Genomic DNA, 25,681 nt, shown 5'->3' with positions numbered 1-25,681 from the left:
AAGTTCATTCTTCGCTGCTTCATGTAGTAACTATAACGCTACAATCTGAGAGAACAGCGGGAGTAACATTAGAATTCGCTGAGAAAAAAACAGATACCCTAGGAATCGTCCCCATCCGGCTCTTCCCAGGTCACAGACATAATATGGCCCGAGATGGCATTCACCTGGACTACGGCCTCCCGCCCGTCTGAAGTATGAATCTCCACCAGATAATAAGCGCCTGCCGCATCAATTCCCGTATCCACATCGTCCAGCTCCCCCGGTACCTCACGCAGAGCCAGCCTGACAGCCTCCTCTTCGGAGACTACGCTCTGCGCTCCCGGGGTAGGTGCTGGTGACGGGGTAACGTCAGCTCCGCCAGATGGAGCTGGAGTAGCGGCAGACGTAGGCTGCACCGCCGGTTCGTCCACGCGCTTCAGCAGCACGATGGAGAGAATCTCGCCGGTAACTCCGTCCAGCTTCAGCTCATACCGTCCCTGCTCAGTCTGAAGCTCTGCTACATAAGCTCCAGCTTGCAGCTTCAGACTGTCAACCTTACCGGCATATTCGCTCAGCACAGCTTGCTCTGCCTGATCTCTGGATAACACCGGCTCCGAATCCTTCCCGAATATCCGGAAGGCAACCCAAGCCAGCAGCAGGAAGACCACCATACCTATGACTGCCTTGTACATTTTGCTCTTATTCCTTGGATGCTGCTTCATTGTCCACCTCCCCTGCGGTCCGCAGCCATGCGGATCGTCACCGAGGTTCCCAGGCCTACCGTACTATCCATGGACAGCTCCGCTCCGATCGCCCCCGCGATCTCTGCGGCTAGCGACAGCCCCAGGCCTGCCCCTCCGTTCTCACGGGTTCTCGCCTCATCCACTCTATAGAAACGGTCGAATATCTTCGGCAGCTCCTCCGGTGGAATTCCAATGCCGCGGTCGGTAATTACAATCATCCGTTCCTGCCCGGCAGCCTCAATACGCACGGTTATCTGCTCATCGCTGTATTTGCGGGCATTGTCCAGGAAGATGAACAGCAGCTGCCGGAGCTTCGCTTCATCGCTGTAGCCTTCGGGTGACCCCTTGACCTGAACCGTGACCTCTCTCCCGTACGCATTATGAAAAGCCTTCGCCGAAGAACGCACCAGCTCCTCCAGATCCATCACCTTCAGCTCCAGATCCCACTGCTCCGGGTGCTTCGCCAGCAGCAGGAGCTGCTCCGTCATTTCCTTCATCCGCACAGCTTCGGAATGGATGGCCTCAACCGATTCATCGAACAGCTCCGGGTGATCCCGCCCTCTGCGCTTCAGCAGACTGGCATAGCTCTCAATAACCGTCAGCGGTGTGCGCAGCTCATGGGAGGCATCCGACACGAATTTCTCCTGCTTCACATAATTGCTCTCTAAGAGGCCTATCATGTCGTTGAAGGTATGTCCCATCTCCACCAGCTCATCCTTCGAGTGTGCTTTCAGCGGAAGCCTGCGGAATTTCCCGCTGCGCTGAATCTCCCGCATAGTCGCCGTCATTTGGACGATGGGCCGCATAATCAGGCCCGACAACAGGCGGCCGGAGAGCAGCAGCGGAAGCAGCACCGCAAGCGTAGCGCCTGCAAGGACCAGCCGCAGCACCCGCAAGGTATCCATCGTGCCCTCCAGACTTTTGGTCATCTGGACATTCAGGACGTTACCGTCCGTCCAGATGACCGGAACGCTCACGAACGCATACAAGCGTCCGTCCACCCGGACCCGCTCCGCCTGCTTCCCGGGATGGTAGACCGGCTTCAGCCGGCTGATCTCCTGCCCCGAGGCTGAGGTGACCGGCGCCGGTCCGCCTCCGTCCACAGTGAGCAGCCGCAGCATTCCCTCCACCGGCACATATGCCCGGAGCAGCTCTGGTGCCGTTACCCCGTCTCCCGCTTTTCTCATCGCGGCAGCAATTCTGGCTGTCTCGGCAGATGCCTGCCCGAGCTGGCTGTCTAGTGACATCCGGCTGAACACGCCGTAGATGAACAGATTCATGAGGATAAGCAGCACGGCGAACAGCACGCTGGAATACAGATGAATGGTGCTCCTCAGCTTCATGGGGCATCCTTCAGCACATAACCAACGCCCCGCACGGTATGAATCAATTCAGGCTGGTGGTCCAGCGTAATTTTTTTGCGGACATAGCGGATATAGACATCCACAATATTCGTATCGCCGTAATAATCGTATCCCCAGACGGCAGCCATGATCTGTTCCCTGTTCAGCACCTGGCGCTTATTCTTCAGCAGGTAGACCAGCAGGTCGAACTCCCGGGGAGTCAGCTCGATGCTCCGGCCTGCACGCTTCACCTCCCGTGTAGTTTCGTTCAGCTCCAGATCCTCTGCCATCAGCAGGTTGACGGCTTCCTCTCTCCTCCGCCCCGAGGCCAGCCGCAGCGCAGCACGGACACGCGCCAGCAGCTCCTCAATTTGAAACGGCTTCGTAATATAATCATTGGCCCCAAGGTCCAGACCTGATACTTTATCCTCTACCGAGCTTTTGGCTGTAAGCAGCACCACCGGCGTATCGGGATCACCCGCCCGGATTCGCCGCAGCAGCTCTATGCCGCTGAATCCAGGCAGCATCACATCCAGCAATAACAGATCCGGCTGCTGCTCCTGGTACATCTCCAGCCCCTGATGGCCGCTCCCGGCAATGGACACACGGTATCCCTCGCATTCCAGCTCAATCTGCAGCAGACGGGCAATTCTCACCTCATCCTCCACCACCAGAATCAATTCTGTCATCGGCGCTCCGCCCCTTCTACTTGGTTGCCTCCATTGTAGGGCATGGGCAGCTACAGTTTCAAACTCCGCCCGCTATTTGCTATCTCTCTATATGCAAAAGGGTGCTTCCACCGTAATACCGGCCGGAAACACCCCTGTCTATCCCCATTCCTGCTGCGTCTGAACCGGCAGCCGCTACAAGCTGCGGTGCAGCAGTTCCAGCACACCGCGCAGCTCTGCGACTGCCACCTGCCCCGGTGCCGAAGGCTTATGCGCCGCACCGAAGGTCAGCGCCGAGCCGAAGATCTCCCCGGCCAGCCGGCTGATCACGCCCTCCCCGGCCATCGACATCGTAATGATCGGACGGTCCGCATACTGCTTCTGCATCCGGTTCGTCGCCGCCAGCAGGGTCAGCACATCGGCTGGCCCTTGCGGCATTACGGCAATCTTCGGCAGATCGCCGCCCAGCTCCTGCGCCCGGCACAGCCGGGAGACAATCTCATCCTCGGACGGCGTCCCGTCGAAATCATGATTCGAGAGAATCACGAACACCGCCTGTCCATGCGCTGCTGCAATCAGTCTGCGGACCTCTGCTTCCTCTTGGAACAGCTCCACATCCACAATGTCCACCAGCCCGCTCTCTACCGCCGCCTGGATCAGCCGGAAGTAATAGGCTGAGGAGATTTCCTTCTCGCCGCCTTCCCTGGCGCTGCGGAAGGTGAAGATCAGCGGAATCTCCGGCAGCAGGCGCTGGATGTCCTCCAGCACCTGGGTCACGGCATTAATATCTTCCACCTCCGTGAAGAAATCACTGCGCCATTCCACCACATCCGGCGCCAGTGCGATTAGCGCCTCAGCTTCTTCACGCAGCTCCGTCCGCGTCGTTCCGACCAGCGGAACACAGATTTTGGGCATCCCTTCTCCGAGGGTTATATTCTTGACGGTTACTGTACCGCTCAAACGTGTCAGCTCCTTAGCGGACCCGGAGTCTCAGAGCTTCCTCTGATGCTCCCCGCTTAATTTGTCTGTTATATAAAACGCACTTAAGGTTTGAACTCGAAGCTTGGTCGTCGCTGCGGTGAACATTTGGACTTCCGGCCGCTGTTGTCAACAGATTTCTTTGATTTTTTCCCGCTATTCGCGGATGAAATCCGTTGACAAAGGCGGACGCTACCGCTCCTACAGTTCCAAATTTCCCCTCCGCTTCTTTTTGCTTTTCGTTAATTTCTTAGTGCGTCTTATATACCATCTGCTTCCTCTATCACACACGCAATCTACTGGGTCTACAGGTCTTGTGGCTCTGCATTAGCAGCTGTCCGCAGGAACTGCTCCACCTCTTCCAGTCTGGGCAGAGAAGCAATCGCCCCCGTCTTGCCCACCGCCAGCGCACCGACAGCATTGGCGAAGCGGACTGCTTCCTCCAGCGTCCTGCCGCAGGTCAGCTGCCAGGCCAGCGCCCCGTTGAAGGAATCTCCGGCTGCCACCGTATCTACCGCTTGCACAGGGAACCCTTGGACATGCCGGCTTCCGGCAGCGTCCACGATTAGCGCCCCTTTGGACCCCAGCGTTACAATGACGTGCCGTACCCCTTTTGACAGCATTATCCGGGCCGCACGCTCTGCATCCTCCACACTCTCCACAGCGATACCGGCCAGAATCCCCGCCTCTGTCTCATTCGGAGTCAGGTAGGTAATATGGTGCAGCAGCTCATCGCTCAGCGGCTGGGCCGGAGCCGGATTAAGAATCACCGGAATCCCCTGCCGGTACGCCAGGACTGCCGCAGCCTTGCACATCGCCAGATCCGTCTCCAGCTGCATCACCACGATCCCGGCTCCGCTGATCACTGTCTCAAGTGCTTCAATATCCTCCGGCTTCATCTCCACATTCGCGCCAGGCACTACGATGATCCGGTTCTCACCGGACCCGTCGACCACAATGGAAGCCACCCCTGTAGCCTGGGATTCACTTAGCGAGATATACTCGGTATGAACCCGCTCCTGCTCCATAATCTCCAGCAGCCCGCTGCCAAAAGCATCCTTTCCCACTCTGCCGATCATCGTCACATCCGCGCCCAGCCTGGCCGCCGCAACGGCCTGATTGGCCCCTTTTCCGCCCGGAGACAGAGCGAACCCCTGACCGAACAAGGTCTCACCCGCCTCCGGCGCGCGCTCTGCCCGCACGACCATATCCATATTCAGACTTCCAATTACGACTATACTCAATCCTTTACACCACCACTTGGTTTATTGTTTGCTTTATGGTTTAGATGAAGCTTGTACATTTTTACTCCCCTTATCTTATGGCCTTCCGGCAGGTTTATCAAATTTTATTTATCGGCTCCGCAGGCAGCCAGTTGTCACCGAAACTCCGCTGTGCTTTTTAAGAATAAGTATGCTAGAATGATGGTGCAATCGCTTCCAGAGCCCGTCCTGCCTCATGGGGCAAACGTTTGCATCTTAGATACAGCCTGCAGCAACTCGTTATTATCTAAATCGCATTTAGGAGGCTTATCACGTGAGCGAGAACCATTTACCGTCAGTAGCTTATTTCAGCATGGAGTATGGACTGCATTCCGATTTCAAAATGTACGCCGGAGGCCTGGGCATTCTGGCCGGAGATTACATCAAGGGCGCGCAGGATATCGGGGCACCCATCATCCCCATCGGACTCAAATGGAAACAGGGCTACACGGACCAGAAGATTGATGCGGACGGCAACCCCTACGACTCTTACCACAACTATGTGTACGACTTCCTGGAAGATACGGGTGTCAAGGTCACGGTAAAAGTCAGAAAGACCGATGTGGTCTGCAAAGTGTGGAGAACCGACCATTTCGGTAATCGTCCGCTCTATTTGCTCGACACCGATATCCCGGAGAACAGTGATGCCTGGATTACCGGCCAGCTCTACGGCTGGTTCGGGGAAGAGCGGATAGCCCAGGAGATCGTGCTGGGCATCGGCGGCGTCAAAGCCATGCGCGCTCTAGGAATTAAGATCGATGTCTATCACTTCAACGAGGGACATGCGGCGCTCGCTGCAATCGAGCTGATCCGGGAGAAGATGTCCGGCGGCAGTACCTTTGAAGAAGCCTGGAAGGCTACACGGGAAGAGGTTGTGTTCACTACACATACACCGATTAAGGAAGGCAACGAGACCCATCCGCTGGACCGGCTGGAGTACATGGGTGCATTCAATGGCCTAACCCGTTCCCAGATGGAGCGGATTGGCGGGGAGCCGTTCAATATGACCGTCGCCGGTCTAAGGCTGTCGCGGATCTCGAATGCGGTCGCCCAGCTTCATGCCGATACTGCCAACAAGATGTGGAAGGAAGTCGCCGGCAGATCCGAGATCATCGGCATCACCAATGCGATTCACACCCCTACCTGGGTAGATGAGCGGATGACCCGTGCTTTTGAGGAGGGCGGCGACCTATGGGCCGTGCACAAGGAGATCAAGCAGGAGCTGATCAGCTTCATCGAAGAACGCTCCAGGATCGCCCTGAATCCAGAGCATCTGCTGATCGGGTTCTCCCGCCGCGCCGCTCCCTACAAGCGCAGTGACTTGATCTTCTCCCAGCCGGACATTATAGAGCCGTACCTGGAGAGCGGCAAGATTCAGATTGTGTTCTCCGGCAAGGCGCATCCGCTGGACGACAACGGCAAGCGGATCGTCAGCAACCTTGTAGCCATGATGCGCAAATATCCGAAGAGCGTAGTCTTCCTGGAGAACTACGATATGACCATCGGAGCCCAGCTGACCCGCGGCTCTGACATCTGGCTGAACAATCCGCGCAGACCGCTCGAAGCCAGCGGAACCTCCGGGATGAAGGCCGCCATGAACGGCGTTCTGAACTGCTCCATCCTGGACGGCTGGTGGCCGGAGGCCTGCATCGACGGCGAGAACGGCTGGCAGATCGGCGACGGCTTCGAGACTACCGACTTTGCGGTGCTTGACCAGCATGACAGCGATGCACTGTACGAGACCCTTCTGAACCGCGTCCTCCCGGTCTTCTATGAGAATCAGGCCAAGTGGGTGCAGATGATGCACCGCAGCATCGAGACCACCCGCACCGAGTTCGCCACCAAGCGCATGCTGGATGAATACTATAACCGTATGTATATCCCAAGCTAACTTACAGTAGTTTTTGCTCCTGTCACCCGCATCCAGTTGCTGCTGCTCCGTTACTGTTCACGAATCCCCCTCCTGTCCGCTGCTGCGGGCGGGAGTTTTTTAGGCCCTCCTGACATTTCCCATACCGCTACTTGTAGCTTCATCCGGCCTCATTATGCCCATCTTCACGCTGCTCTTAATGGAGCTTTATTTCTCACCCGCAGACCATCGCTCATATCATGAATCTATCTTCTCCCGCATACACTTAATTATAATAATTATAAAAAAGGATTGATTTTATTTAAATTCTTGCTATTATAATATTTATACTTATTCTAAAATCAAATCCTATACGAGGTGATTGTGTTCATGACCACAAACAATAACAACAAGCTAACGACAAGCTGGGGCGCCCCCGTAGGTGACAACCAGAATTCAATGACCGCCGGTGCCCGTGGCCCCGTGCTGCTGCAGGATGTCCATCTGCTGGAGAAGCTGGCCCACTTTAACCGTGAGCGTGTGCCTGAGCGTGTCGTTCATGCCAAAGGCGCCGGTGCCCATGGTTATTTTGAAGTCACCAATGATCTCTCCCACTATACGAAGGCTGCCTTCTTGTCGGGGGTCGGCAAACGCACCCCGATGTTCATCCGTTTCTCTACCGTAGCCGGGGAGCTGGGTTCATCCGATACTGTGCGCGATCCGCGCGGCTTTGCTGTGAAATTCTACACTGAGGAAGGCAACTACGACCTGGTCGGCAATAACACGCCTGTCTTTTTCATCCGTGATGCCATCAAGTTCCCGGACTTTATCCATACCCAGAAGCGCCATCCGCAGACCCATCTGAAGAACCCTAATGCCGTCTGGGACTTCTGGTCCCTCTCCCCCGAGTCTCTGCACCAGGTGACGATACTGATGTCCGACCGCGGCATCCCGGCTACTCTCCGCCATATGCATGGCTTCGGCAGCCATACGTTCAAGTGGGTGAATGCCGAAGGTGCAGCCGTCTGGGTGAAATATCACTTCAAGACAGAGCAGGGCGTCAAGAACCTCGATGTTAAGCTGGCTGCACAGCTAGCCGGGGAGAACCCGGATTATCATACAGAGGATTTGTTCAACGCCATTGATACTGGAGACTTCCCTGCCTGGAGGCTGCATGTCCAGATTATGCCTGTGGAGGATGCCGACACCTACCGCTTCGATCCATTTGATGTAACCAAGGTATGGTCGCAGAAGGATTATCCGTTGATTGAGGTAGGCCGCATGGTGCTGGACCGCAATCCTGAGAATTACTTCGCCGAAGTGGAGCAGGCTACCTTTTCCCCCGGCTCGTTCGTTCCAGGCATAGAAGCTTCTCCAGATAAAATGCTTCAGGGCCGCCTGTTCGCATACGGGGATGCCCACCGCTACCGGGTAGGAGCGAACCATAACCACCTGCCGATTAACCGGCCTATCGCAGAGGTCAACAATAATCAGCGCGACGGCGCGATGAATGCTACGAATAACGGGGGAGGCTCCGTCTACTACGAGCCCAACAGCTCCGGCGGGGCAACCGAGTCAGCGCCGCATAAAGCGGCTGCTTTTGAAGTCTCCGGCCAGGCGGACAGCGTGTCTTATGACCATGACGATCACTACACTCAGCCGGGTGACCTGTACCGTCTGCTCAGTGAAGAGGAGCGTGCCCGGCTCGTGAGCAATATTGTCGGCGCGATGACTCCAGTGGAGTCCGAGGAGATCAAGCTCCGCCAGATTGGCCACTTCTACCGAGCCGATCCGGAGTTTGGCCGGCGAATTGCAGAAGGATTGGGTTTGGCTGTAACAGAGTAACCTCTATCCACAGCAAAGAAGGGATAAGCATCGTCGCTTACCCCTTTTTTGCATGATATGCAGCTTATATTTCCAGATTCATGAGACAGAGAGATTTTAGACTAGTGGCCTGCTCCGTGATTGTTAATAGAGATATTGCCAGAGGATGCGGATAAGTGGCCGCCTGCGCTTGCCGTTGTTACCACTACGCTTGCACTAATCAGCAATACGGCTGTTAATAACGAGATCGCCTTTTTCATCTTTTAAAAACTCCCTCTCTAAGATATTTTTCATTACATTTTGATAAGATTCTTGTTGTTCTGCGGTCGCATGGCTTCGGATATGTTCATAAAACGACACAATCTTCCTAAAGCCTGTCCCGTCATAAAGTTTACTACTTATTACCAAAATATAGAGAGTCAGATTAATTGCATCATGAATTTTCTCCCTTTTATACAAATAAATTGCACTAAGATGCATGTAGTCTATGTAGTATCTGATATCTTCCTGCTTCTCTCTGCAGCTTAGTTCCTTCAATGGCTCATTGAATTCATCCAGTACCCAGTCGATAGAAAAGTTGTACTTAATGGCCGATTCCAGCACAGTAATCAAGCAGGCAAGCAGCTCCTCCTGGTCCCCTGTACGAATGAATTCAACATAATCAGGGAGAACTTCAACCTTTCCTTCCAGCAGATCAATGACGAAGGTGTTGGCTATCGCAATGTTCCTGTAGTATTCCACTTCTACGGCAGCTTCCTGATCCACATCCGTGATCCAGCTCAAATCCGAATACAAGCCTATACACTTTCTTGATTCAGCGAGGTTACCGAGCTTTTGATAGGCAATCCCCTTCATGCACGCACTGTAGCCGAGATAATACGCTATATTTTTTTTCAAATAATACTTCTTTGCACCCTGTCGATGGGAGCCGTAGGTTAGAACTGCAAGTTCAAAGAGCTTGTCTGAAATCTCGAGAATTGCCGTCCAGTTCTCCCATGAGAACGAGACTTTAAGCATGTCTGTCAAAGAGTCTTCATTCATCCCATCCAGTTCCAGCAATTTCTATCTTGCCTCCTATCATTCCATTATATTCCAATAATAACCTGCTTCACCGCTCCGGTCAATTCATTCCCGACATATATATCTCTAAAAAAGCCTTTATTCTCCAGTTGAGCTATTCAATCTAACCTTTTCGACATTTTTATTCCATATTATGTAATATCGTAGTCTGTGGCTACTGCTGATACACATCCAGCCACTGCTCCAGCTGCTCCTTCAAGCGCTCCCTGGCCGACTCCGGCTCCAGAATCTCAGCATTCGGGCCATACTGCAGAATCCACTTGATGAACTCCTTCTCATTATTAACCGTGACCTCGAACAGCAGCGTTCCATCACATTCTTCGCTCATCCGCGGCTGTACGAACAGCTCCTCTTCCTTAATGTAACGCGCCACCTCCGGATCGAATCGTACCTTGAACGTGACATTCCGGGTCCCCCGGTTGATCGACCAGGTATTTTTCAGATATTTTTTAATATTGAAATTCCCCTTATCAAAAGTGGAAGCCGTCATCTCGACCTGTTCAAACCGGCTGATCCGGAACGTACGAATTGCGCCCTTCAGATGGCAATAGCCAATCAGATAAAAGCGCTGATCCCGCGGGATCAGATAATAAGGATCAATCTTCCGCGCTGTAGTGGCGTTGCGTGACTGCGAGTGGTATACCGTCCGGATGCTGCGCTGCTCCAGAATGGCTCCAATAAGCGGCTGCAGGAAGTTCCGGCTCTCCTTGCGGTAGGCAGGGGTACCCATTTGAATAATATCCGCGATATTCTCCAGCAGACCATTCTGCCGCGATTTCTCCTTCAGATGAGTCCCCATCACCTTGTCATAAGCAGAATGAAAACCCGGCGGGATTCTATCCGGATTCAGCACAGAAGGCAGCAAAGAGAACGCCAGCGACTCCTGCTCCGAGAAATCCAGCGGATATAAAAAGAATTTGCCCATGAACCGGTAGCCCGTGCCTCTTCCCTCATTCGTAACCGGTGCAAAGTGGCTGATCACCTCAAGATCCCTGTAGATCGTTCTAATATTCACCTCGCACCTAAAAGCCAAGTCTGCTGCGGTAATCCCCGGGTTCGACTGAATGGCGTTAATGATTCTGAAAATCCGTATTACTTTGTCTGTCATAACAAATGCTCCTCAGCTTCCAAGTAAGTGTTGCCTATGATCCAATAGTCCAATAGTTATACTATATCAGTTCTATAGAAACATAACGCCCTCCCATACTATTGCAACATTCCAGCCCTTACAACAAATCACCCTAGCGGCTGAATGATACTGCTGCCTCTATACCACTCGTACACGAAGCTCACTTTTCTCCATCTCTCTGCCTTCTGACGGCCATTTGACAACTTCAGCCCTTAGCGCTCTGGCTCACAGATACTCTGAGTTCTATGTGTTCGGTTTTTCGATTACATTCGGTCATTGACCACGTTCTGATTTGCTTCTTACTTTAATGGCGATAATGGCGATGCTTCCACTTCCTATCTCTTACCAATTCTAAGCATTTTCTCTCACCGACCGGTTGAATAGCCGCATTGTTGCATATCTTGCAGGATTTCTCTAAAAATGTTACGGGCTACGCTATATTGTTGCATCAATTGCAGGAATTCCGGTGATTAGAGCAACTTAGCGCTGGCTTTGTTGCATTTCTTGCAGGATTTCAGCATCGGTCGCTTCTATTGGGCAGTATTGCTGCATTTCTTGCAGGAATTCTAAACAATGTTACGAGCTGTGGAGCATGGGGCCCCATCCTTTCATCGCAAAGGAGCAGATTGTATTCGGACTTTCGCATACAATGGGACACGCGCACTTATATCAGCCCAATGTGTTCTGTTTTTCGCATACATTTCCAAATAGCAAAAAAGTCCGCCTTCCCCATAGGGATGACGGACTCACGTGATACAGATATAAGCGGGTGATGGGAATCGAACCCACGCTATCAGCTTGGAAGGCTGAAGTTCTACCATTGAACTACACCCGCATAGGTGAAATGAAATATCGGGATGACACGATTTGAACATGCGACCCCCTGGTCCCAAACCAGGTGCTCTACCAAGCTGAGCTACATCCCGTTAGTAATAATGGCGCGCCCTGAGAGATTCGAACTCCCGGCCTTTTGATTCGTAGTCAAACGCTCTATCCAGCTGAGCTAAGGGCGCAAAATCTATATGGAGCGGACGACGGGAATCGAACCCGCGACCCTCGCCTTGGCAAGGCGATGCTCTACCGCTGAGCCACGTCCGCAAAAACATGGTGCGCGTGAAGGGACTTGAACCCCCACGTCGTGAAACGCCAGATCCTAAGTCTGGTGCGTCTGCCATTCCGCCACACGCGCACACGTTACAAGAAAATGGTGAGCCATGAAGGACTCGAACCTTCGACACCCTGATTAAAAGTCAGGTGCTCTACCAACTGAGCTAATGGCTCTCATAAGAGAAACAATCCAAAAAAGATGGCTGGGGATATAGGAATCGAACCTATGAATGACGGAGTCAAAGTCCGTTGCCTTACCGCTTGGCTAATCCCCAATATTATAATTAGCAAAATACTACGGAATCGGATGGATACTCTATACTTCGAGATATAGGATGCTCAATCCCTCATGTCTTAATACCAATTAAAATGGCGGAACCGACGGGATTCGAACCCGCGATCTCCTGCGTGACAGGCAGGCATGTTAGGCCAACTACACCACGGTTCCAAATTGGTTGCGGGGGCAGGATTTGAACCTGCGGCCTTCGGGTTATGAGCCCGACGAGCTACCGGGCTGCTCCACCCCGCGTCATTGAATATTATCTATTCGGTTAAGATAGATGGTGGAGGCTGAGGGGTTCGAACCCCCGACCCTCTGCTTGTAAGGCAGATGCTCTCCCAGCTGAGCTAAGCCTCCATGTATCAGTTCCAAAAAAATGGTGACTCGTATGGGATTCGAACCCATGTTACCTCCGTGAAAGGGAGGTGTCTTAACCCCTTGACCAACGAGCCATGCTGTGTAAAAAGTATTCAGTGAAAAGTAACGCTACGGAGAGAGAGGGATTCGAACCCTCGAGACGCTTGTGGCGCCTACACGATTTCCAATCGTGCTCCTTCGGCCAAACTCGGACACCTCTCCATATGGCTCCCCGAACAGGACTCGAACCTGTGACAACTCGATTAACAGTCGAGTGCTCTACCAACTGAGCTATCAGGGAATATACATATCAGGCTTGATCGCCTGAAAACTGAATCCGAAACGAATCTGCGTGTTAAAAGTTTGGATAAGCCCTCGACCGATTAGTATTGGTCAGCTCCATGCATTGCTGGAGGGCTTAACGGTCGTGTTCGGGATGGGTACGTGTGGAACCCCTCCGCTATCGCCACCAAACGGATTTTTTCCGGTCGGCTTACTCCCTGAATTTCTTCAGGAAAATAATCAACCTTCCAAAATAATCGCTACAGAAAATATCAAACCATCGGTTTAACATCCTGCCAGGCTTGATCGCCTGAAAACTGAATCCGAAATGAATCTGCGTTTGCCCTTCTTACGGGGCCCCCGGAAAGTACTCGGAATCCGCTTCGTCAGCTTCATCGTCACTTTTTGGGGTATTTTTTTGGATAAGCCCTCGACCGATTAGTATTGGTCAGCTCCATGCATTGCTGCACTTCCACCTCCAACCTATCTACCTCGTCGTCTTCAAGGGGTCTTACATACTGGGAAATCTCATCTTGAGGGGGCTTCACGCTTAGATGCTTTCAGCGCTTATCCCGTCCGTACGTAGCTACTCAGCCATGCTCCTGGCGGAACAACTGATGCACCAGCGGTACGTCCATCCCGGTCCTCTCGTACTAAGGACAGCTCCTCTCAAATTTCCTGCGCCCACGACAGATAGGGACCGAACTGTCTCACGACGTTCTGAACCCAGCTCGCGTACCGCTTTAATGGGCGAACAGCCCAACCCTTGGGACCTACTTCAGCCCCAGGATGCGATGAGCCGACATCGAGGTGCCAAACCTCCCCGTCGATGTGGACTCTTGGGGGAGATAAGCCTGTTATCCCCAGGGTAGCTTTTATCCGTTGAGCGATGGCCCTTCCATGCGGTACCACCGGATCACTAAGTCCGACTTTCGTCCCTGCTCGACTTGTAGGTCTCGCAGTCAAGCTCCCTTATGCCTTTGCACTCTGCGAATGATTTCCAACCATTCTGAGGGAACCTTTGAACGCCTCCGTTACTCTTTAGGAGGCGACCGCCCCAGTCAAACTGCCCGCCTGACACGGTCCCCGTACCCGATGAGGGCACTAGGTTAGAACCTAGATACGATCAGGGTGGTATCCCAACGGCGCCTCCGCAGAAGCTTGCGCTCCTGCCTCCACGGCTCCCACCTATCCTGTACAGATCGTACCCAAATTCAATATCAAGCTGCAGTAAAGCTCCATGGGGTCTTTCCGTCTTGTCGCGGGTAACCTGCATCTTCACAGGTATTAAAATTTCACCGGATCTCTCGTTGAGACAGCGCCCAAGTCGTTACGCCATTCGTGCGGGTCAGAATTTACCTGACAAGGAATTTCGCTACCTTAGGACCGTTATAGTTACGGCCGCCGTTTACTGGGGCTTCGGTTCACAGCTTCGGATTGCTCCTAACCGCTCCCCTTAACCTTCCAGCACCGGGCAGGCGTCAGCCCGTATACTTCGCCTTGCGGCTTCGCACAGACCTGTGTTTTTGCTAAACAGTCGCTTGGGCCTTTTCACTGCGGCCCCCTCGGGCTATTCACCCTACCGAGGCACCCCTTCTCCCGAAGTTACGGGGTCATTTTGCCGAGTTCCTTAACGAGAGTTCTTCCGCGCGCCTTAGAATTCTCTTCTCGCCTACCTGTGTCGGTTTGCGGTACGGGCACCTTCTCCTGACTAGAGGCTTTTCTTGGCAGTGTGAGATCATGACCTTCGCTACTATAATTTTCGCTCCCCATCACAGCAGCCTTAATGATGTGCGGATTTGCCTGCACACCAGCCTCACTGCTTAGACGGACATCCATCAGTCCGCGTCACTACCCTCCTGCGTCACCCCATCGCTCATAGCGGATTACGGTGGTACAGTAATTTCAAACTGTTGTCCTTCGACTACGCCTGTCGGCCTCGCCTTAGGTCCCGACTTACCCTGAGCGGACGAGCCTTCCTCAGGAAACCTTGGGCTTTCGGCGGATCAGATTCTCACTGATCTTTTCGTTACTCATACCGGCATTCTCACTTGTATGCTGTCCAGCGCTCCTTACGGTACACCTTCAACCCACATACAACGCTCCCCTACCCCAGATGCAAAGCATCTAGCCATAGCTTCGGTGGTGTGTTTAGCCCCGTTACATTTTCGGCGCAGAGTCACTCGACCAGTGAGCTATTACGCACTCTTTCAATGGTGGCTGCTTCTAAGCCAACATCCTGGTTGTCTGTGCAACTCCACATCCTTTCCCACTTAACACACACTTGGGGACCTTAGCTGATGGTCTGGGCTGTTTCCCTTTTGACAATGGATCTTAGCACTCACTGTCTGACTCCCGGCAAGAAGTAAATGGCATTCGGAGTTTGACTGAGCTTGGTAACCCTTGCGGGCCCCGCACCCAATCAGTGCTCTACCTCCACCACTCCATTCACCGAGGCTAGCCCTAAAGCTATTTCGGGGAGAACCAGCTATCTCCGAGTTCGATTGGAATTTCTCCGCTACCCCCACCTCATCCCCGCATTTTTCAACATGCGTGGGTTCGGGCCTCCAGTGCGTGTTACCGCACCTTCACCCTGGACAGGGGTAGATCACACGGTTTCGGGTCTACGTCCACATACTTAGTCGCCCTATTCAGACTCGCTTTCGCTGCGGCTCCGGCTTCTCACCTTAACCTTGCATGTTAAACGTAACTCGCCGGTTCATTCTACAAAAGGCACGCCATCACCCATAAAGAGGGCTCTGACTTTTTGTAAGCACACGGTTTCAGGTTCTATTTCACTCCCCTTCCGGGGTGCTTTTCACCTTTCCCTCACGGTACTGTTTCACTATCGGTCGCCAGGTAGTATTTAGCCTTAGCAGATGGTCCTGCTGGATTCATACGGGGTTTCACGTGCCCCGCACTACTCGGGATCCGTCTCGGAGAGAACACAGTTTAGGCTACAGGGCTTTTACCTCTATCGCGGGCCTTTCCAGACCTCTTCACCTACCATATTCCTTTGTAACTCCATGTGAGACGTCCCACAACCCCAAGAGGCAAGCCCCTTGGTTTAGGCTGTTCCGCGTTCGCTCGCCGCTACTGACGGAATCACTATTGTTTTCTCTTCCTCAGGGTACTTAGATGTTTCAGTTCCCCTGGTCTGCCTCTGCATTTCCTATGTATTCAGAAATGAGTAACTGCGAATTACCACAGCTGGGTTTCCCCATTCGGACACCCCCGGATCAAAGCTTGCTTACAGCTCCCCGAGGCAGTTTCGTTGTTCGCCACGTCCTTCGTCGGCTCCTGGCGCCTAGGCATCCTCCGTGTGCTCTTAGTAGCTTAACCAATGTGTTTTCCGTTAGGAAAATCACGGTAGCAACTAATAACTATTTCCACTTGCTTACACAAGTTTCAGCTAAAAGATGTTCTAAAACGCAAATTCGTTTCGGTATCCAGTTTTCAAGGATCAAGTTTAAAGATGAGAGCTTAAACTCTCAAAACTGACCAACGAGTGAGTAACTAGCCGACCGGCTAGATTTAAGATTTGAATGTCTTCATTGCAGAAGACGATTCTCCATAGAAAGGAGGTGATCCAGCCGCACCTTCCGATACGGCTACCTTGTTACGACTTCACCCCAATCATCTACCCCACCTTCGGCGGCTGGCTCCCTTGCGGGTTACCCCACCGACTTCGGGTGTTGTAAACTCTCGTGGTGTGACGGGCGGTGTGTACAAGACCCGGGAACGTATTCACCGCGGCATGCTGATCCGCGATTACTAGCAATTCCGACTTCATGCAGGCGAGTTGCAGCCTGCAATCCGAACTGAGACCGGCTTTGCTGGGATTGGCTCCACCTCGCGGCTTCGCTTCCCGTTGTACCGGCCATTGTAGTACGTGTGTAGCCCAGGTCATAAGGGGCATGATGATTTGACGTCATCCCCACCTTCCTCCGGTTTGTCACCGGCAGTCACTCTAGAGTGCCCAGCTCGACCTGCTGGCAACTAAAGTCAAGGGTTGCGCTCGTTGCGGGACTTAACCCAACATCTCACGACACGAGCTGACGACAACCATGCACCACCTGTCTCAACTTTCCCCGAAGGGCACCTGATGCATCTCTGCTTCGTTAGTTGGATGTCAAGACCTGGTAAGGTTCTTCGCGTTGCTTCGAATTAAACCACATACTCCACTGCTTGTGCGGGTCCCCGTCAATTCCTTTGAGTTTCAGTCTTGCGACCGTACTCCCCAGGCGGAGTGCTTACTGTGTTAACTTCGGCACCAAGGGTATCGAAACCCCTAACACCTAGCACTCATCGTTTACGGCGTGGACTACCAGGGTATCTAATCCTGTTTGCTCCCCACGCTTTCGCGCCTCAGCGTCAGTTACAGCCCAGAAAGTCGCCTTCGCCACTGGTGTTCCTCCACATATCTACGCATTTCACCGCTACACGTGGAATTCCACTTTCCTCTTCTGTACTCAAGTCACCCAGTTTCCAGTGCGACCTCAGGTTGAGCCCAAGGTTTAAACACCAGACTTAAATAACCGCCTGCGCGCGCTTTACGCCCAATAATTCCGGACAACGCTTGCCCCCTACGTATTACCGCGGCTGCTGGCACGTAGTTAGCCGGGGCTTTCTTCTCAGGTACCGTCACTCCGGTAGCAGTTACTCTACCGGACGTTCTTCCCTGGCAACAGAGCTTTACGATCCGAAAACCTTCATCACTCACGCGGCATTGCTCCGTCAGGCTTGCGCCCATTGCGGAAGATTCCCTACTGCTGCCTCCCGTAGGAGTCTGGGCCGTGTCTCAGTCCCAGTGTGGCCGTTCACCCTCTCAGGTCGGCTACGCATCGTCGCCTTGGTGGGCCGTTACCCCACCAACTAGCTAATGCGCCGCAGGCCCATCCCCAAGCAGCAGATTGCTCCGCCTTTCATTCTCTCCTCAGGAGAAAAAAGAAATTATCCGGTATTAGCTACCGTTTCCGGTAGTTATCCCAGGCTTGAGGGCAGGTTGCCTACGTGTTACTCACCCGTCCGCCGCTAAGTCTGAAAGGAAGCAAGCTTCCTTTCAGACTCCGCTCGACTTGCATGTATTAGGCATGCCGCCAGCGTTCGTCCTGAGCCAGGATCAAACTCTCCAAATTGGTATTTAGAAAGAGCGATTGCTCATTTTGAAACATCTGACGAGAATTTACATTCTCATTTTTGGATCTCGCCGAAGCGATCTCCAGATACTCACTCGTTGTTCAGTTTTCAAAGATCAAGCTCGTTGTTAGCGACGATGTTGTCGTCACCAGCAACTCTTATAATATATCACATCCAGCCGATCAATGCAAGCTCTTTTTTTAACTTCTTGTTCGAGCCAGGCGTTGATGTTTCGCGGCCAGAAATAGAATATATCACGTATAGAGATTCATTGCAAGCATTTTTTCAACCATAAGTTTAGAATGATATGCACCGCAAATGGACAGAATAACCGAATATCTAAACGTATGCTTGGAAGCCTCAAGCCTACGTCATCTAACCTTCTAGGGGGATTGTTATGGACACTCATGAATTCGTGGAGAAGTTCCAGGAGAATCAGCGTAAAGCGCTAAAGAACAGAAAACGCGGTAAAGGAACTCCTGGAGCAAGACTGGCCAATAAACAGCATAGCTCTAACAAATAACAGTGACAAGCATGCCACAAGTGGAAACGGCTTTGCCGTCTTTTAAAGGACGGTACCGTTTCAGCGAGAAATAGAAGGATAATGTATAGCGTGAAACGTATCCACTCTTCTATTTTAAAACAAAGCAGGGATGTCTGCGCGGCCAGTTACGGCTCTGCGGACATCCCTTTTGCATTCTATTCTATAGAAGCAGTAGTAATTATTTGCTTAGTTTCGTTACGCCTACAGCCACTTTCTCGATTTGTGCTTTGCTAAGAGCTTTGTCAGCGGAGCTGATGGTTACAAAACGGTCTGCGAGCTTGAAGGTCAGCATTGGCGTATCCGAAGGAGTGTACCATTTCGCTTCTGTTCCATTGGAGAGCTTCACTGTACTGCTGTCATAACCATCGGAATAGTCACGCGGCGAGACATTTACACGCATTTTATTGAACAGGAAGCTTACGCCGTCATCGCCGCCCGCAACCTTCTGGAAGGCATCTCCGCTGACCATCTGTGTCGGAGCATAGGCTGTCTCAAAACCTTGGAAGTTCGCAAACGCCTTAGCAATCTGCTCCTTCTGCGCTGCACTGTACTGTACGGCCGTCAGCTTCACAGATGAACCATTATCAGGCGCTGTGGCCCCTGTTCCAGTCCCAAGGATAACTTCATTCGTGGAGGCATTGAATGTCACCGGCACCTTCAGTGCATCTGCCATCGCCCGGACCGGAAGATACGTCGTATCCTTATAAGTGATTGGCGCCATCGTTTTGCCGTTGTTATCGACTGGGGTATAGGCCGCTCCGTTCACTTTGAACCCGATTCCGTGATTAAGATAAGCGCTGATCTTCTGCATATTCGTTCCTGCGTAGACCCCTGCTGAACCTGTAACGGCCATTCCGAATACCATCGTTGCTATGATCATTTTTTTGCTTTTCATTGAATATCGTCTCCCTTAGTTGTGATATTGTTGTGTGTGTTCCTTGCTATAGACTTATTAAACCATTAACTTGTTTCTAACTTGTATCCGGATTGTAAAGAAGTAATTCAAATGCTCACCCCATACACCTCTGTGTACAAAACATCTCTGAAATGGAGGAACTCCTTCATCGTCACCGGCTCCGGGTAGGTCATAATGCGCAGCGGAAGATCGGCTTGCCCCGTACGCAGCGGCGGCTGCATATAGTCATAGGGATTCAGGTAAAAGCCCAGCCGCTCATAGAATCCGATTCTTCTCTGCTCCAGCTCCCCGTCCGGCGGTTCTACCTCAAGCAGCACCGGCTTGTCCGAACGCATAAGGTAGCTGCTCATCAGCTTGCGGCCGATCCCTCCGCTCCGGCGCTGGGGATTCACGGCAATATGCTCGATGAACCGCAGTTCGGGTAATTCCCATGCCGCCAGAAAAGCCAGTATCCGCCCCTCCGTATCCTTGCTGGTATACAGATGATAATTCGGCTGATCCAGCAAAGCCTGCTGCCCGCTGCGGGTTCTAAGCTCACTTACCGGAAAAGAGGCTTCCATGATAGCGAATATTTCATTGAATTCTGCTTCACTAATACTTCCTTCATTAATAAATGTCTCATCGATCACTGTATTCTCGTCCATTGCAATGGCCTGCTTTCTGCCGCTTCGCTGCGTGAAGGGCTCTAATGTATGGTTCCCTTATCCGGTTAAAAATACCTTCAGGGATTCTGAACGCTTCAAGATGCTTCAAAATAAAGACTGTCACAGAACATTCTCCGCTTCCCTATGAGCCGATTAGCATCTGGTACTAGGAGAACGTGCTATACTGTAGTCAACAGATACATCATCACACTTATATAGGAGAGGTTCATTTGGATAATCAACGTTGGATCGCACCTGAATTCTACAATCTCACTTCGGAAATGGAGCAGCATCCTGAAGATAAGCTTGCAATTAAATGGTTACATGAAAATGGGAGCCTGGAGCAAATCACCTATGGTGCGCTCATGGCTCAGGCTAACCGTCTCGCCGGCGGACTGGCCGGTCTCGGACTTACGCAAGGCGACCGGGTCCTGGTCATGGTCCCCCGCCGCATCATCGCCTATGCGATATATCTGGCCTGCCTGAAGCTGGGACTGGCTGTTATTCCTTCGTCTGAAATGCTGCGGGCGAAGGATCTCTCGTACCGGCTGCGCCATTCCGAAGCGCGGGCTGTTATTGTCTGGTCTGAGGTTACCGGAGAAGTGAACAAAATCTCCGACGATCTGCCCGCACTGGACTACCGCTTGTCCGTCTCCAGCGGTGAGGCTGAGGCTGAAGAAGGCTGGATTGACCTGGAAGGTCTAATGGAAGGACAAGCTGATTCTTACCCTACGGTTGCCAGCCGCCGCGATGATATCGCCATTCTGGCCTATACCTCCGGAACCACCGGCAATCCCAAAGCAGTAGTTCACACGCACGGCTGGGGATATGCCCATCTGCGGATCACTTCCTCCCTCTGGTTCGATATCCGTGAATCAGATACGGTCTGGGCTACAGCCGCACCGGGCTGGCAGAAGTGGATCTGGAGTCCATTCCTAACGGTACTCGGCAACGGGGCAACTGGCTTCGTCTATAACGGAGCCTTCCATCCGGAGCGCTACCTGCAGCTGCTGCAAGACGAGAGGATTCAGGTATTATGCTGCACTCCGACTGAATACCGCCTGATGGCGAAGACTGAGGGCCTGGCAGAGTACGATCTGTCCAATCTGCGCTGCGCCGTATCCGCCGGTGAACCGCTGAATCAGGAAGTCATTCATACATTCCAGCAACACTTCAATATTACAATCCGTGACGGCTACGGACAAACAGAGAGCACACTCATCATCGCAGCGCTGAAGGATGAACCGATCCGGGTCGGCTCCATGGGCAAATCGATTGCTCCGGGCATTGTCGAGGTGATCGACGAGGATGGACATCCGCTGCCGGCCGGAGTGGTTGGTGATATCGCCGTACATCTGAGCATGCCTGCTCTGTTCCAGAACTACTATAAAGATCCCGAGCGCAAAGCGAACTGCTCACATGGAGAGTATTTCGTAACCGGCGACCGGGCGCGCAAGGATGAGGACGGCTATTTCTGGTTCGAGGGGCGCGGCGATGACATCATCATCAGCTCGGGCTACACGATCGGGCCGTTCGAGGTCGAAGAGGCGCTAATGAAGCATACCCTCGTTAAGGAATGTGCTGTGGTCGCAAGCCCGGATGAGATCCGCGGGTCAGTCGTCAAAGCTTTTATCGTACTCAAGGACGGCCATGCCGGAACACCGGAGCTGACCAAAGAGCTGCAAGCCCATGTCAAGGAGCAGACCGCTCCCTACAAGTATCCGCGCAAAATCGAATACATTACGGATCTGCCGAAGACCACTTCCGGGAAGATCCGCAGAATCGAGCTGCGTGAGCAGGAGAAGAAGGCTAACCAGTAGCAGAAGCTCTTCAGTCAAGGGAGTACTGCAAGCAGGTAGCTCTCCCCACCAGCTTAGAACCTTAAAATCCCCGTTCCTACAGTGATGCAGGACGGGGATTTTTGTGTTTTTGGACGCCTAAGCGTGCAGTGCGTACCTTACTCGGACCAATATTCCGCCTCCGGGTTGAGCGCTGTGCCTACTTCGCCTTCTTTTACCAGATCGCAGTCCAGGTAGCCTTCCTCATCCAGAAAGTAGACCTCCTGCTTATAGAATTCGCACAGCGTCTCCAGGAACTTCTCCGGCGAATCGTACATTACCACCAAATCGCCGTAGTCGTGCAGCAGATCGCAGATCCGCTCCACCCCTTCTTCAGAGCGGTAATAGCAGATATAATCACTTCCATAGTTGGTCAGCAGCGGCAACACGGTTCCACCGCCGGTATATCCCTTCTCCTGCAGAATCCCTGACAGTATCTTCACTTCATGGCCGTATTCCCCGATATGAATCAGCCGGTAGCCCGGAATGAACTCCAGCAGACTGGGATCTTCCTCAGCGCCGCCTGTTCCAAGAACAGTATCATAGACCACCCGCAGAAGCGCAGGAACTTCGGGTGTAAACTCTAATATCGCCTCACTGCCCCCTGCCGGAGCCTTCCCCAGACTGGCGGTGTACCCGGGACGCAGCTGCGTGGACAGCTTAAGGAATTCCTGAAATGTAACCGTAAGCATGTAATCATCCTTTCTCACAAAAATATAGCGGAGCGATAAGGAACGCCCCTATCTCTCCGCTTGGTGCTGCCATGCTAATTAACTATGTTATTTGAGACTGGTTACTTGGCAGCCGAAGCCCACATCTTCTCCAGCCACTGATCGAAATCCGCGCCCTTCTCGCCTTCATAGGCATCGTAGATATCAACCCGCATCTTCTTCAGCTTTTCTTTGAACTCTTCGTAAGAATGGTCCTTGGGCAGGCTCTTCTTAATGCGCAGAATAATCTTGGATACCCCTTTGAACAGTTCAGCTTTGTTCTTCGATGGAACCTTGACCTCTTCGCCAAAAGCCACCAGCTTGTTATATGCAGCTTCTTGCACGGTATATACAGGATCGCTGATCATCAGGCGATTAAGGATATCGATAATTTGTTTGTGCTTGTAGCGGCCCAGCTCTTCTACCGCTTCAAGACGCGCTCTCCAGTCTGCGGAACGGCCGGCGGCTCTCTTCAGTTCGTCATAGTTCTCTGGCAGCTCTTGGATTACTTCTTCATTATTCAAGCGTTACAATCCCCTTCTTGGTTAAATCTGATATATAGAACGTTACCTAGTGCAATTCTACCGTACTGCGCTGCTTGATTTCAATCTTTTGTCCAAACATTCATGGAAAAAGACTTGGAACCACGGATTTTGACTAACGGAAGCCGTATGCGTATAGTATGTACCAAATCATCCGCCAGCCGAAAAAGGAGGCTCATTATAGATGAAAGCCATTGCCTTAGAAGTGTCCGACTCGTCCGGGAGCTTAAAAGAAATAGATATTCCTCTACCTGTTCCGGGTGAACATGAGGTGCTGATTGAGATGTATGCGACCTCGGTTAATCCGGCAGACTGCAGAATACTGGATGAAGCAAGGAATGTCAGCGGGGAACGCCCTGCTGTCTGTCCATTCATTCCAGGCGTTGTTGTAGCCGGAATCATTGCGGACACCGGCGCAGCGGTGAGCCGCTTCAAGCCTGGCGACGAGGTATTCGGTCTGAAGCCTGCTGCCGAGAGCGGAGGTTACGCGGAATACACGTGTGCCAAGGAGGATCAGCTTGCACTTAAGCCCCCGGGGTTATCCTTCGCAGCAGCCGGGGTGTTACCCGCTGCCGGGCTTGCCGCCTGGCAGGCGCTGGCTGCCGCCAAGGTCTCCAGCCGGGACCGCGTGCTGGTGCAGGACGGTACTGGCGGAATCGGCAGCTTCGCGGTACAGCTGGCCAAGCTCCGGGGCGCTACGGTGATTACTACCGTCAGCGGCGGTGATGAGCTGGATGTTGCCTGGGGCCTCGGGGCCGATCAGGCGATTCACAGCGGCGGGCAGGATTTTGCCGCGATTCTGGGCCAGAGCATCGATGTGGTGATTGATACCGCAGGAGGCAGTGTGCTAAACAGAAGCTTCGCAGTACTGGCTCCAGGCGGAAGGCTGATCTCCACTGCTGAACAGCCTGATCAGGCCTTGGCAGCACAGCAGGGAGTTATAACAGCTTATCTGTCTCCCGCTGCCGATCCCTACCAGCTGAGCGAGCTGGCCCGGCTGACGGCAGGGCGGAGGCTGGAGCCGCTGATCGGCGGTGCTTTTCCACTTAGTGAAGAAGGGCTGCGCACTGCTCATACGCTTAGCGCAAGCGGAAAGGCGCGGGGTGTTATTGCTATTGTAATCAAAGAATAGAGGGATAAAAGAGGAACATCCGGAGCATTAGCTGTAGCCATGCGAGCGCACCTGACTATACTGTGCGCAACCTCATTTCCGTCGGCCACAGCATATGATAATTTCCTCATAGAAGCTGTACAACGAATAATCTCGAATCAGGTAAGGGGCTGATTGACATTACAATGATCATTGTATTCACAGTACTGTTGCTTGCTGCAATCATAGTAAGTGTCAGGATCTTGCGAATCCGCCGCCAGTTGCAGGACCAGACGATTATTGTCTCGGACCGTCTTGCCAACTTCTATGGCCGCTCTACACTGGGTCAGGGACAAATCCGGGGTAATGGCTGGCTTGTTCTGTTGAAGGACGATCTGATATGGGAAATGTATCTGCCCGCCAGAAGCCTGATCCTCCCGCTGAAATCTATCCTAAGTGTTGATACAGCCACTGCACATCTCGGCAAAACCGGGAAGGCCGGTCAGCCACTGTTAAGAATTACATACACAGACGGAGAACAGGAGGAATGCGCCGCTTGGAAAGTAGATCAAACTCAGCAGTGGGTTAGTTCGATCAACGAGAGACGCAAGCAGGTTCATTGAAGCTCAAGCAGAAAAGATCCTCCCTCAATTCACTTAAAAGTTATGTACCAGCACAACCAGCAGTACAGCCACCAGGATACCGGGCAGCAGGTTAGCTACCTTGATCTTGGTGATCCCGAGCAGGTTCAGCCCGATGCCGATAATCATCACCCCGCCTGTAGCGGTCATCTCTGCAATACAGTCGCTCAGCAGCACATCAGGCACAAACCGGGTAATCTGCGTAGCCAGTAAAGCGATGGCCCCTTGATACAGAACAACAGGAATGGCCGAGAACATCACTCCGATGCCCAGCGTAGAAGTCAGAATCATGGCAATGAATCCGTCCATAATGGATTTAGCGTAGAGAATCTCATGATTGCCTTTGATGCCGCTGTCCAGTGCGCCTAGAATAGCCATGGCCCCTACAACGAACACCAGACTTGCCGTGACAAAACCCAGCGAGATACTCCCCTGTCCGCCGGCACCTACTCTGCGCTCCAGCCAATCGCCCGCACGGGTGAATTTGTCTTCAATGTTGATCCACTCCCCGGCTACAGCGCCGATCACCAGACTTAGGATGACAATGAGGAAATTCCCGCTTTTCAGGCCCATCTGCACCCCAAGAAGCATAAGCGCCAGTCCAATCGCTTGCATCACGGTGTTCTTCATACTCTCCGGTATCCGCTCCAGCAGCTTGCCCAGCAGAGTTCCGGCAATTATTGCTATTCCATTCACGATTGCTCCGAGCAGTACCATTCCTCAGCAACTCTCCCGT

General features: G+C 52.6%; 18 protein-coding genes, 13 tRNA genes, 2 rRNA genes and 1 other annotated feature. Of the genes, 6 read left to right on the top strand and 27 right to left on the bottom strand.

Annotated features, from left to right (window positions below):
• Positions 1-98: 98 nt before the first annotated feature.
• The 5 genes from NST69_RS02695 to rbsK all read right to left on the bottom strand — a co-directional run bounded on the left by NST69_RS02695 (position 99) and on the right by rbsK (position 4,955).
• The gene (locus NST69_RS02695) at positions 99-701 is read right to left on the bottom strand and encodes a PepSY domain-containing protein (protein WP_342548409.1); all 603 of its coding nucleotides are present in this window, start codon (positions 699-701) and stop codon (positions 99-101) included.
• Positions 698-2,065, bottom strand: a complete 1,368-nt coding sequence (locus NST69_RS02690) for a HAMP domain-containing sensor histidine kinase (RefSeq protein ID WP_342548408.1) — start codon at positions 2,063-2,065, stop codon at positions 698-700. Before NST69_RS02690 ends, NST69_RS02695 begins: the two co-directional genes overlap by 4 nt.
• Positions 2,062-2,754, bottom strand: a complete 693-nt coding sequence (locus NST69_RS02685; protein WP_340955982.1) for a response regulator transcription factor — start codon at positions 2,752-2,754, stop codon at positions 2,062-2,064. The genes NST69_RS02690 and NST69_RS02685 overlap by 4 nt, the downstream gene beginning before the upstream one ends.
• 174 nt (positions 2,755-2,928) lie before the next feature.
• Entirely contained in the window at positions 2,929-3,693 is a 765-nt protein-coding gene (gene aroD / locus NST69_RS02680) for a type I 3-dehydroquinate dehydratase (RefSeq protein WP_340955984.1), read from the bottom strand.
• A 323-nt stretch (positions 3,694-4,016) separates the two neighbouring features.
• The gene (gene rbsK / locus NST69_RS02675) at positions 4,017-4,955 is read right to left on the bottom strand and encodes a ribokinase (protein WP_340955985.1); all 939 of its coding nucleotides are present in this window, start codon (positions 4,953-4,955) and stop codon (positions 4,017-4,019) included.
• 292 nt (positions 4,956-5,247) lie between these two features.
• Here rbsK and glgP point away from each other — a divergent pair, with 292 nt between their 5' ends.
• Both glgP and katA read left to right on the top strand, forming a co-directional pair.
• The gene (gene glgP, locus NST69_RS02670) at positions 5,248-6,864 is read left to right on the top strand and encodes an alpha-glucan family phosphorylase (RefSeq protein ID WP_340955986.1); all 1,617 of its coding nucleotides are present in this window, start codon (positions 5,248-5,250) and stop codon (positions 6,862-6,864) included.
• A gap of 348 nt (positions 6,865-7,212) precedes the next feature.
• On the top strand, positions 7,213-8,667 hold the full coding sequence (katA, locus tag NST69_RS02665) for a catalase KatA (protein ID WP_340955987.1): 1,455 nt from the start codon (positions 7,213-7,215) through the stop codon (positions 8,665-8,667).
• A 195-nt stretch (positions 8,668-8,862) separates the two neighbouring features.
• On the opposite strand, the gene NST69_RS02660 is transcribed toward katA, so the two are convergent.
• The 17 genes from NST69_RS02660 to NST69_RS02580 all read right to left on the bottom strand — a co-directional run bounded on the left by NST69_RS02660 (position 8,863) and on the right by NST69_RS02580 (position 18,019).
• Positions 8,863-9,705, bottom strand: coding sequence for a hypothetical protein (locus NST69_RS02660; protein WP_051478491.1), 843 nt, complete (start codon positions 9,703-9,705; stop codon positions 8,863-8,865).
• 175 nt (positions 9,706-9,880) lie between these two features.
• Positions 9,881-10,834: a WYL domain-containing protein gene (locus NST69_RS02655; protein WP_036731198.1), complete on the bottom strand. Its 954-nt coding sequence runs from the start codon at positions 10,832-10,834 to the stop codon at positions 9,881-9,883.
• Between the two features lie 785 nt (positions 10,835-11,619).
• Positions 11,620-11,690: transfer RNA gene (locus NST69_RS02650), tRNA-Gly, on the bottom strand.
• Positions 11,691-11,707: 17 nt separating this feature from the next.
• A tRNA-Pro gene (locus tag NST69_RS02645) sits at positions 11,708-11,781 on the bottom strand.
• 10 nt (positions 11,782-11,791) lie between these two features.
• Positions 11,792-11,868: transfer RNA gene (locus tag NST69_RS02640), tRNA-Arg, on the bottom strand.
• Between the two features lie 10 nt (positions 11,869-11,878).
• Positions 11,879-11,953 (bottom strand) — tRNA-Gly (locus NST69_RS02635).
• Positions 11,954-11,960: 7 nt separating this feature from the next.
• A tRNA-Leu gene (locus tag NST69_RS02630) sits at positions 11,961-12,044 on the bottom strand.
• A 16-nt stretch (positions 12,045-12,060) separates the two neighbouring features.
• Positions 12,061-12,136: transfer RNA gene (locus tag NST69_RS02625), tRNA-Lys, on the bottom strand.
• Between the two features lie 26 nt (positions 12,137-12,162).
• A tRNA-Gln gene (locus NST69_RS02620) sits at positions 12,163-12,237 on the bottom strand.
• Between the two features lie 95 nt (positions 12,238-12,332).
• Positions 12,333-12,410: transfer RNA gene (locus NST69_RS02615), tRNA-Asp, on the bottom strand.
• 4 nt (positions 12,411-12,414) lie between these two features.
• Positions 12,415-12,491, bottom strand: a tRNA-Met gene (locus NST69_RS02610).
• Positions 12,492-12,523: 32 nt separating this feature from the next.
• A tRNA-Val gene (locus tag NST69_RS02605) sits at positions 12,524-12,599 on the bottom strand.
• 20 nt (positions 12,600-12,619) lie between these two features.
• A tRNA-Glu gene (locus tag NST69_RS02600) sits at positions 12,620-12,694 on the bottom strand.
• 37 nt (positions 12,695-12,731) lie between these two features.
• Positions 12,732-12,821 (bottom strand) — tRNA-Ser (locus NST69_RS02595).
• 3 nt (positions 12,822-12,824) lie between these two features.
• Positions 12,825-12,900, bottom strand: a tRNA-Asn gene (locus tag NST69_RS02590).
• An 87-nt stretch (positions 12,901-12,987) separates the two neighbouring features.
• Positions 12,988-13,073: a sequence feature (5S ribosomal RNA rRNA prediction is too short), on the bottom strand.
• A 226-nt stretch (positions 13,074-13,299) separates the two neighbouring features.
• Positions 13,300-16,223, bottom strand: a 23S ribosomal RNA gene (locus NST69_RS02585).
• Between the two features lie 235 nt (positions 16,224-16,458).
• Positions 16,459-18,019, bottom strand: a 16S ribosomal RNA gene (locus NST69_RS02580).
• The 16S and 23S rRNA genes sit together here with 13 tRNA genes alongside, the layout of an rRNA operon.
• A gap of 398 nt (positions 18,020-18,417) precedes the next feature.
• Between NST69_RS02580 and NST69_RS02575 the strand changes: the two genes are divergently transcribed.
• A complete protein-coding gene (locus tag NST69_RS02575; protein ID WP_076081926.1) occupies positions 18,418-18,543 on the top strand; it encodes a DUF4023 family protein in 126 nt (41 codons plus the stop codon).
• A 199-nt stretch (positions 18,544-18,742) separates the two neighbouring features.
• Here NST69_RS02575 and NST69_RS02570 read toward each other — a convergent pair whose 3' ends face one another.
• On the bottom strand, positions 18,743-19,459 hold the full coding sequence (locus NST69_RS02570) for a hypothetical protein (RefSeq protein WP_076081927.1): 717 nt from the start codon (positions 19,457-19,459) through the stop codon (positions 18,743-18,745).
• A gap of 107 nt (positions 19,460-19,566) precedes the next feature.
• Positions 19,567-20,124 (bottom strand): GNAT family N-acetyltransferase, encoded by a 558-nt coding sequence (locus tag NST69_RS02565; RefSeq protein WP_342548407.1) that lies wholly within the window; start codon positions 20,122-20,124, stop codon positions 19,567-19,569.
• A gap of 281 nt (positions 20,125-20,405) precedes the next feature.
• Between NST69_RS02565 and NST69_RS02560 the strand changes: the two genes are divergently transcribed.
• Entirely contained in the window at positions 20,406-21,944 is a 1,539-nt protein-coding gene (locus NST69_RS02560) for an AMP-binding protein (protein WP_342550060.1), read from the top strand.
• A gap of 137 nt (positions 21,945-22,081) precedes the next feature.
• Here NST69_RS02560 and NST69_RS02555 read toward each other — a convergent pair whose 3' ends face one another.
• Positions 22,082-22,654, bottom strand: coding sequence for a hypothetical protein (locus tag NST69_RS02555; protein ID WP_342548406.1), 573 nt, complete (start codon positions 22,652-22,654; stop codon positions 22,082-22,084).
• Positions 22,655-22,755: 101 nt separating this feature from the next.
• Positions 22,756-23,196, bottom strand: a complete 441-nt coding sequence (locus tag NST69_RS02550; RefSeq protein WP_340955992.1) for a HEAT repeat domain-containing protein — start codon at positions 23,194-23,196, stop codon at positions 22,756-22,758.
• Positions 23,197-23,398: 202 nt separating this feature from the next.
• Here NST69_RS02550 and NST69_RS02545 point away from each other — a divergent pair, with 202 nt between their 5' ends.
• Together NST69_RS02545 and NST69_RS02540 are read left to right on the top strand one after the other, a co-directional pair.
• Positions 23,399-24,346: an NADP-dependent oxidoreductase gene (locus tag NST69_RS02545; protein ID WP_342548405.1), complete on the top strand. Its 948-nt coding sequence runs from the start codon at positions 23,399-23,401 to the stop codon at positions 24,344-24,346.
• Between the two features lie 164 nt (positions 24,347-24,510).
• Entirely contained in the window at positions 24,511-24,927 is a 417-nt protein-coding gene (locus tag NST69_RS02540) for a hypothetical protein (RefSeq protein WP_339253665.1), read from the top strand.
• 33 nt (positions 24,928-24,960) lie between these two features.
• Here NST69_RS02540 and NST69_RS02535 read toward each other — a convergent pair whose 3' ends face one another.
• Positions 24,961-25,662 (bottom strand): DUF554 domain-containing protein, encoded by a 702-nt coding sequence (locus NST69_RS02535; protein WP_342548404.1) that lies wholly within the window; start codon positions 25,660-25,662, stop codon positions 24,961-24,963.
• Positions 25,663-25,681 lie beyond the last annotated feature (19 nt).

Origin of the sequence: Paenibacillus sp. FSL P2-0089 (assembly GCF_038595095.1) — a bacterium.
Classification (GTDB): domain Bacteria; phylum Bacillota; class Bacilli; order Paenibacillales; family Paenibacillaceae; genus Paenibacillus_AQ; species Paenibacillus_AQ silagei.
Note: the sequence above shows the minus strand (reverse complement) of the source record. Positions and strands in the feature narration are given on the sequence as shown.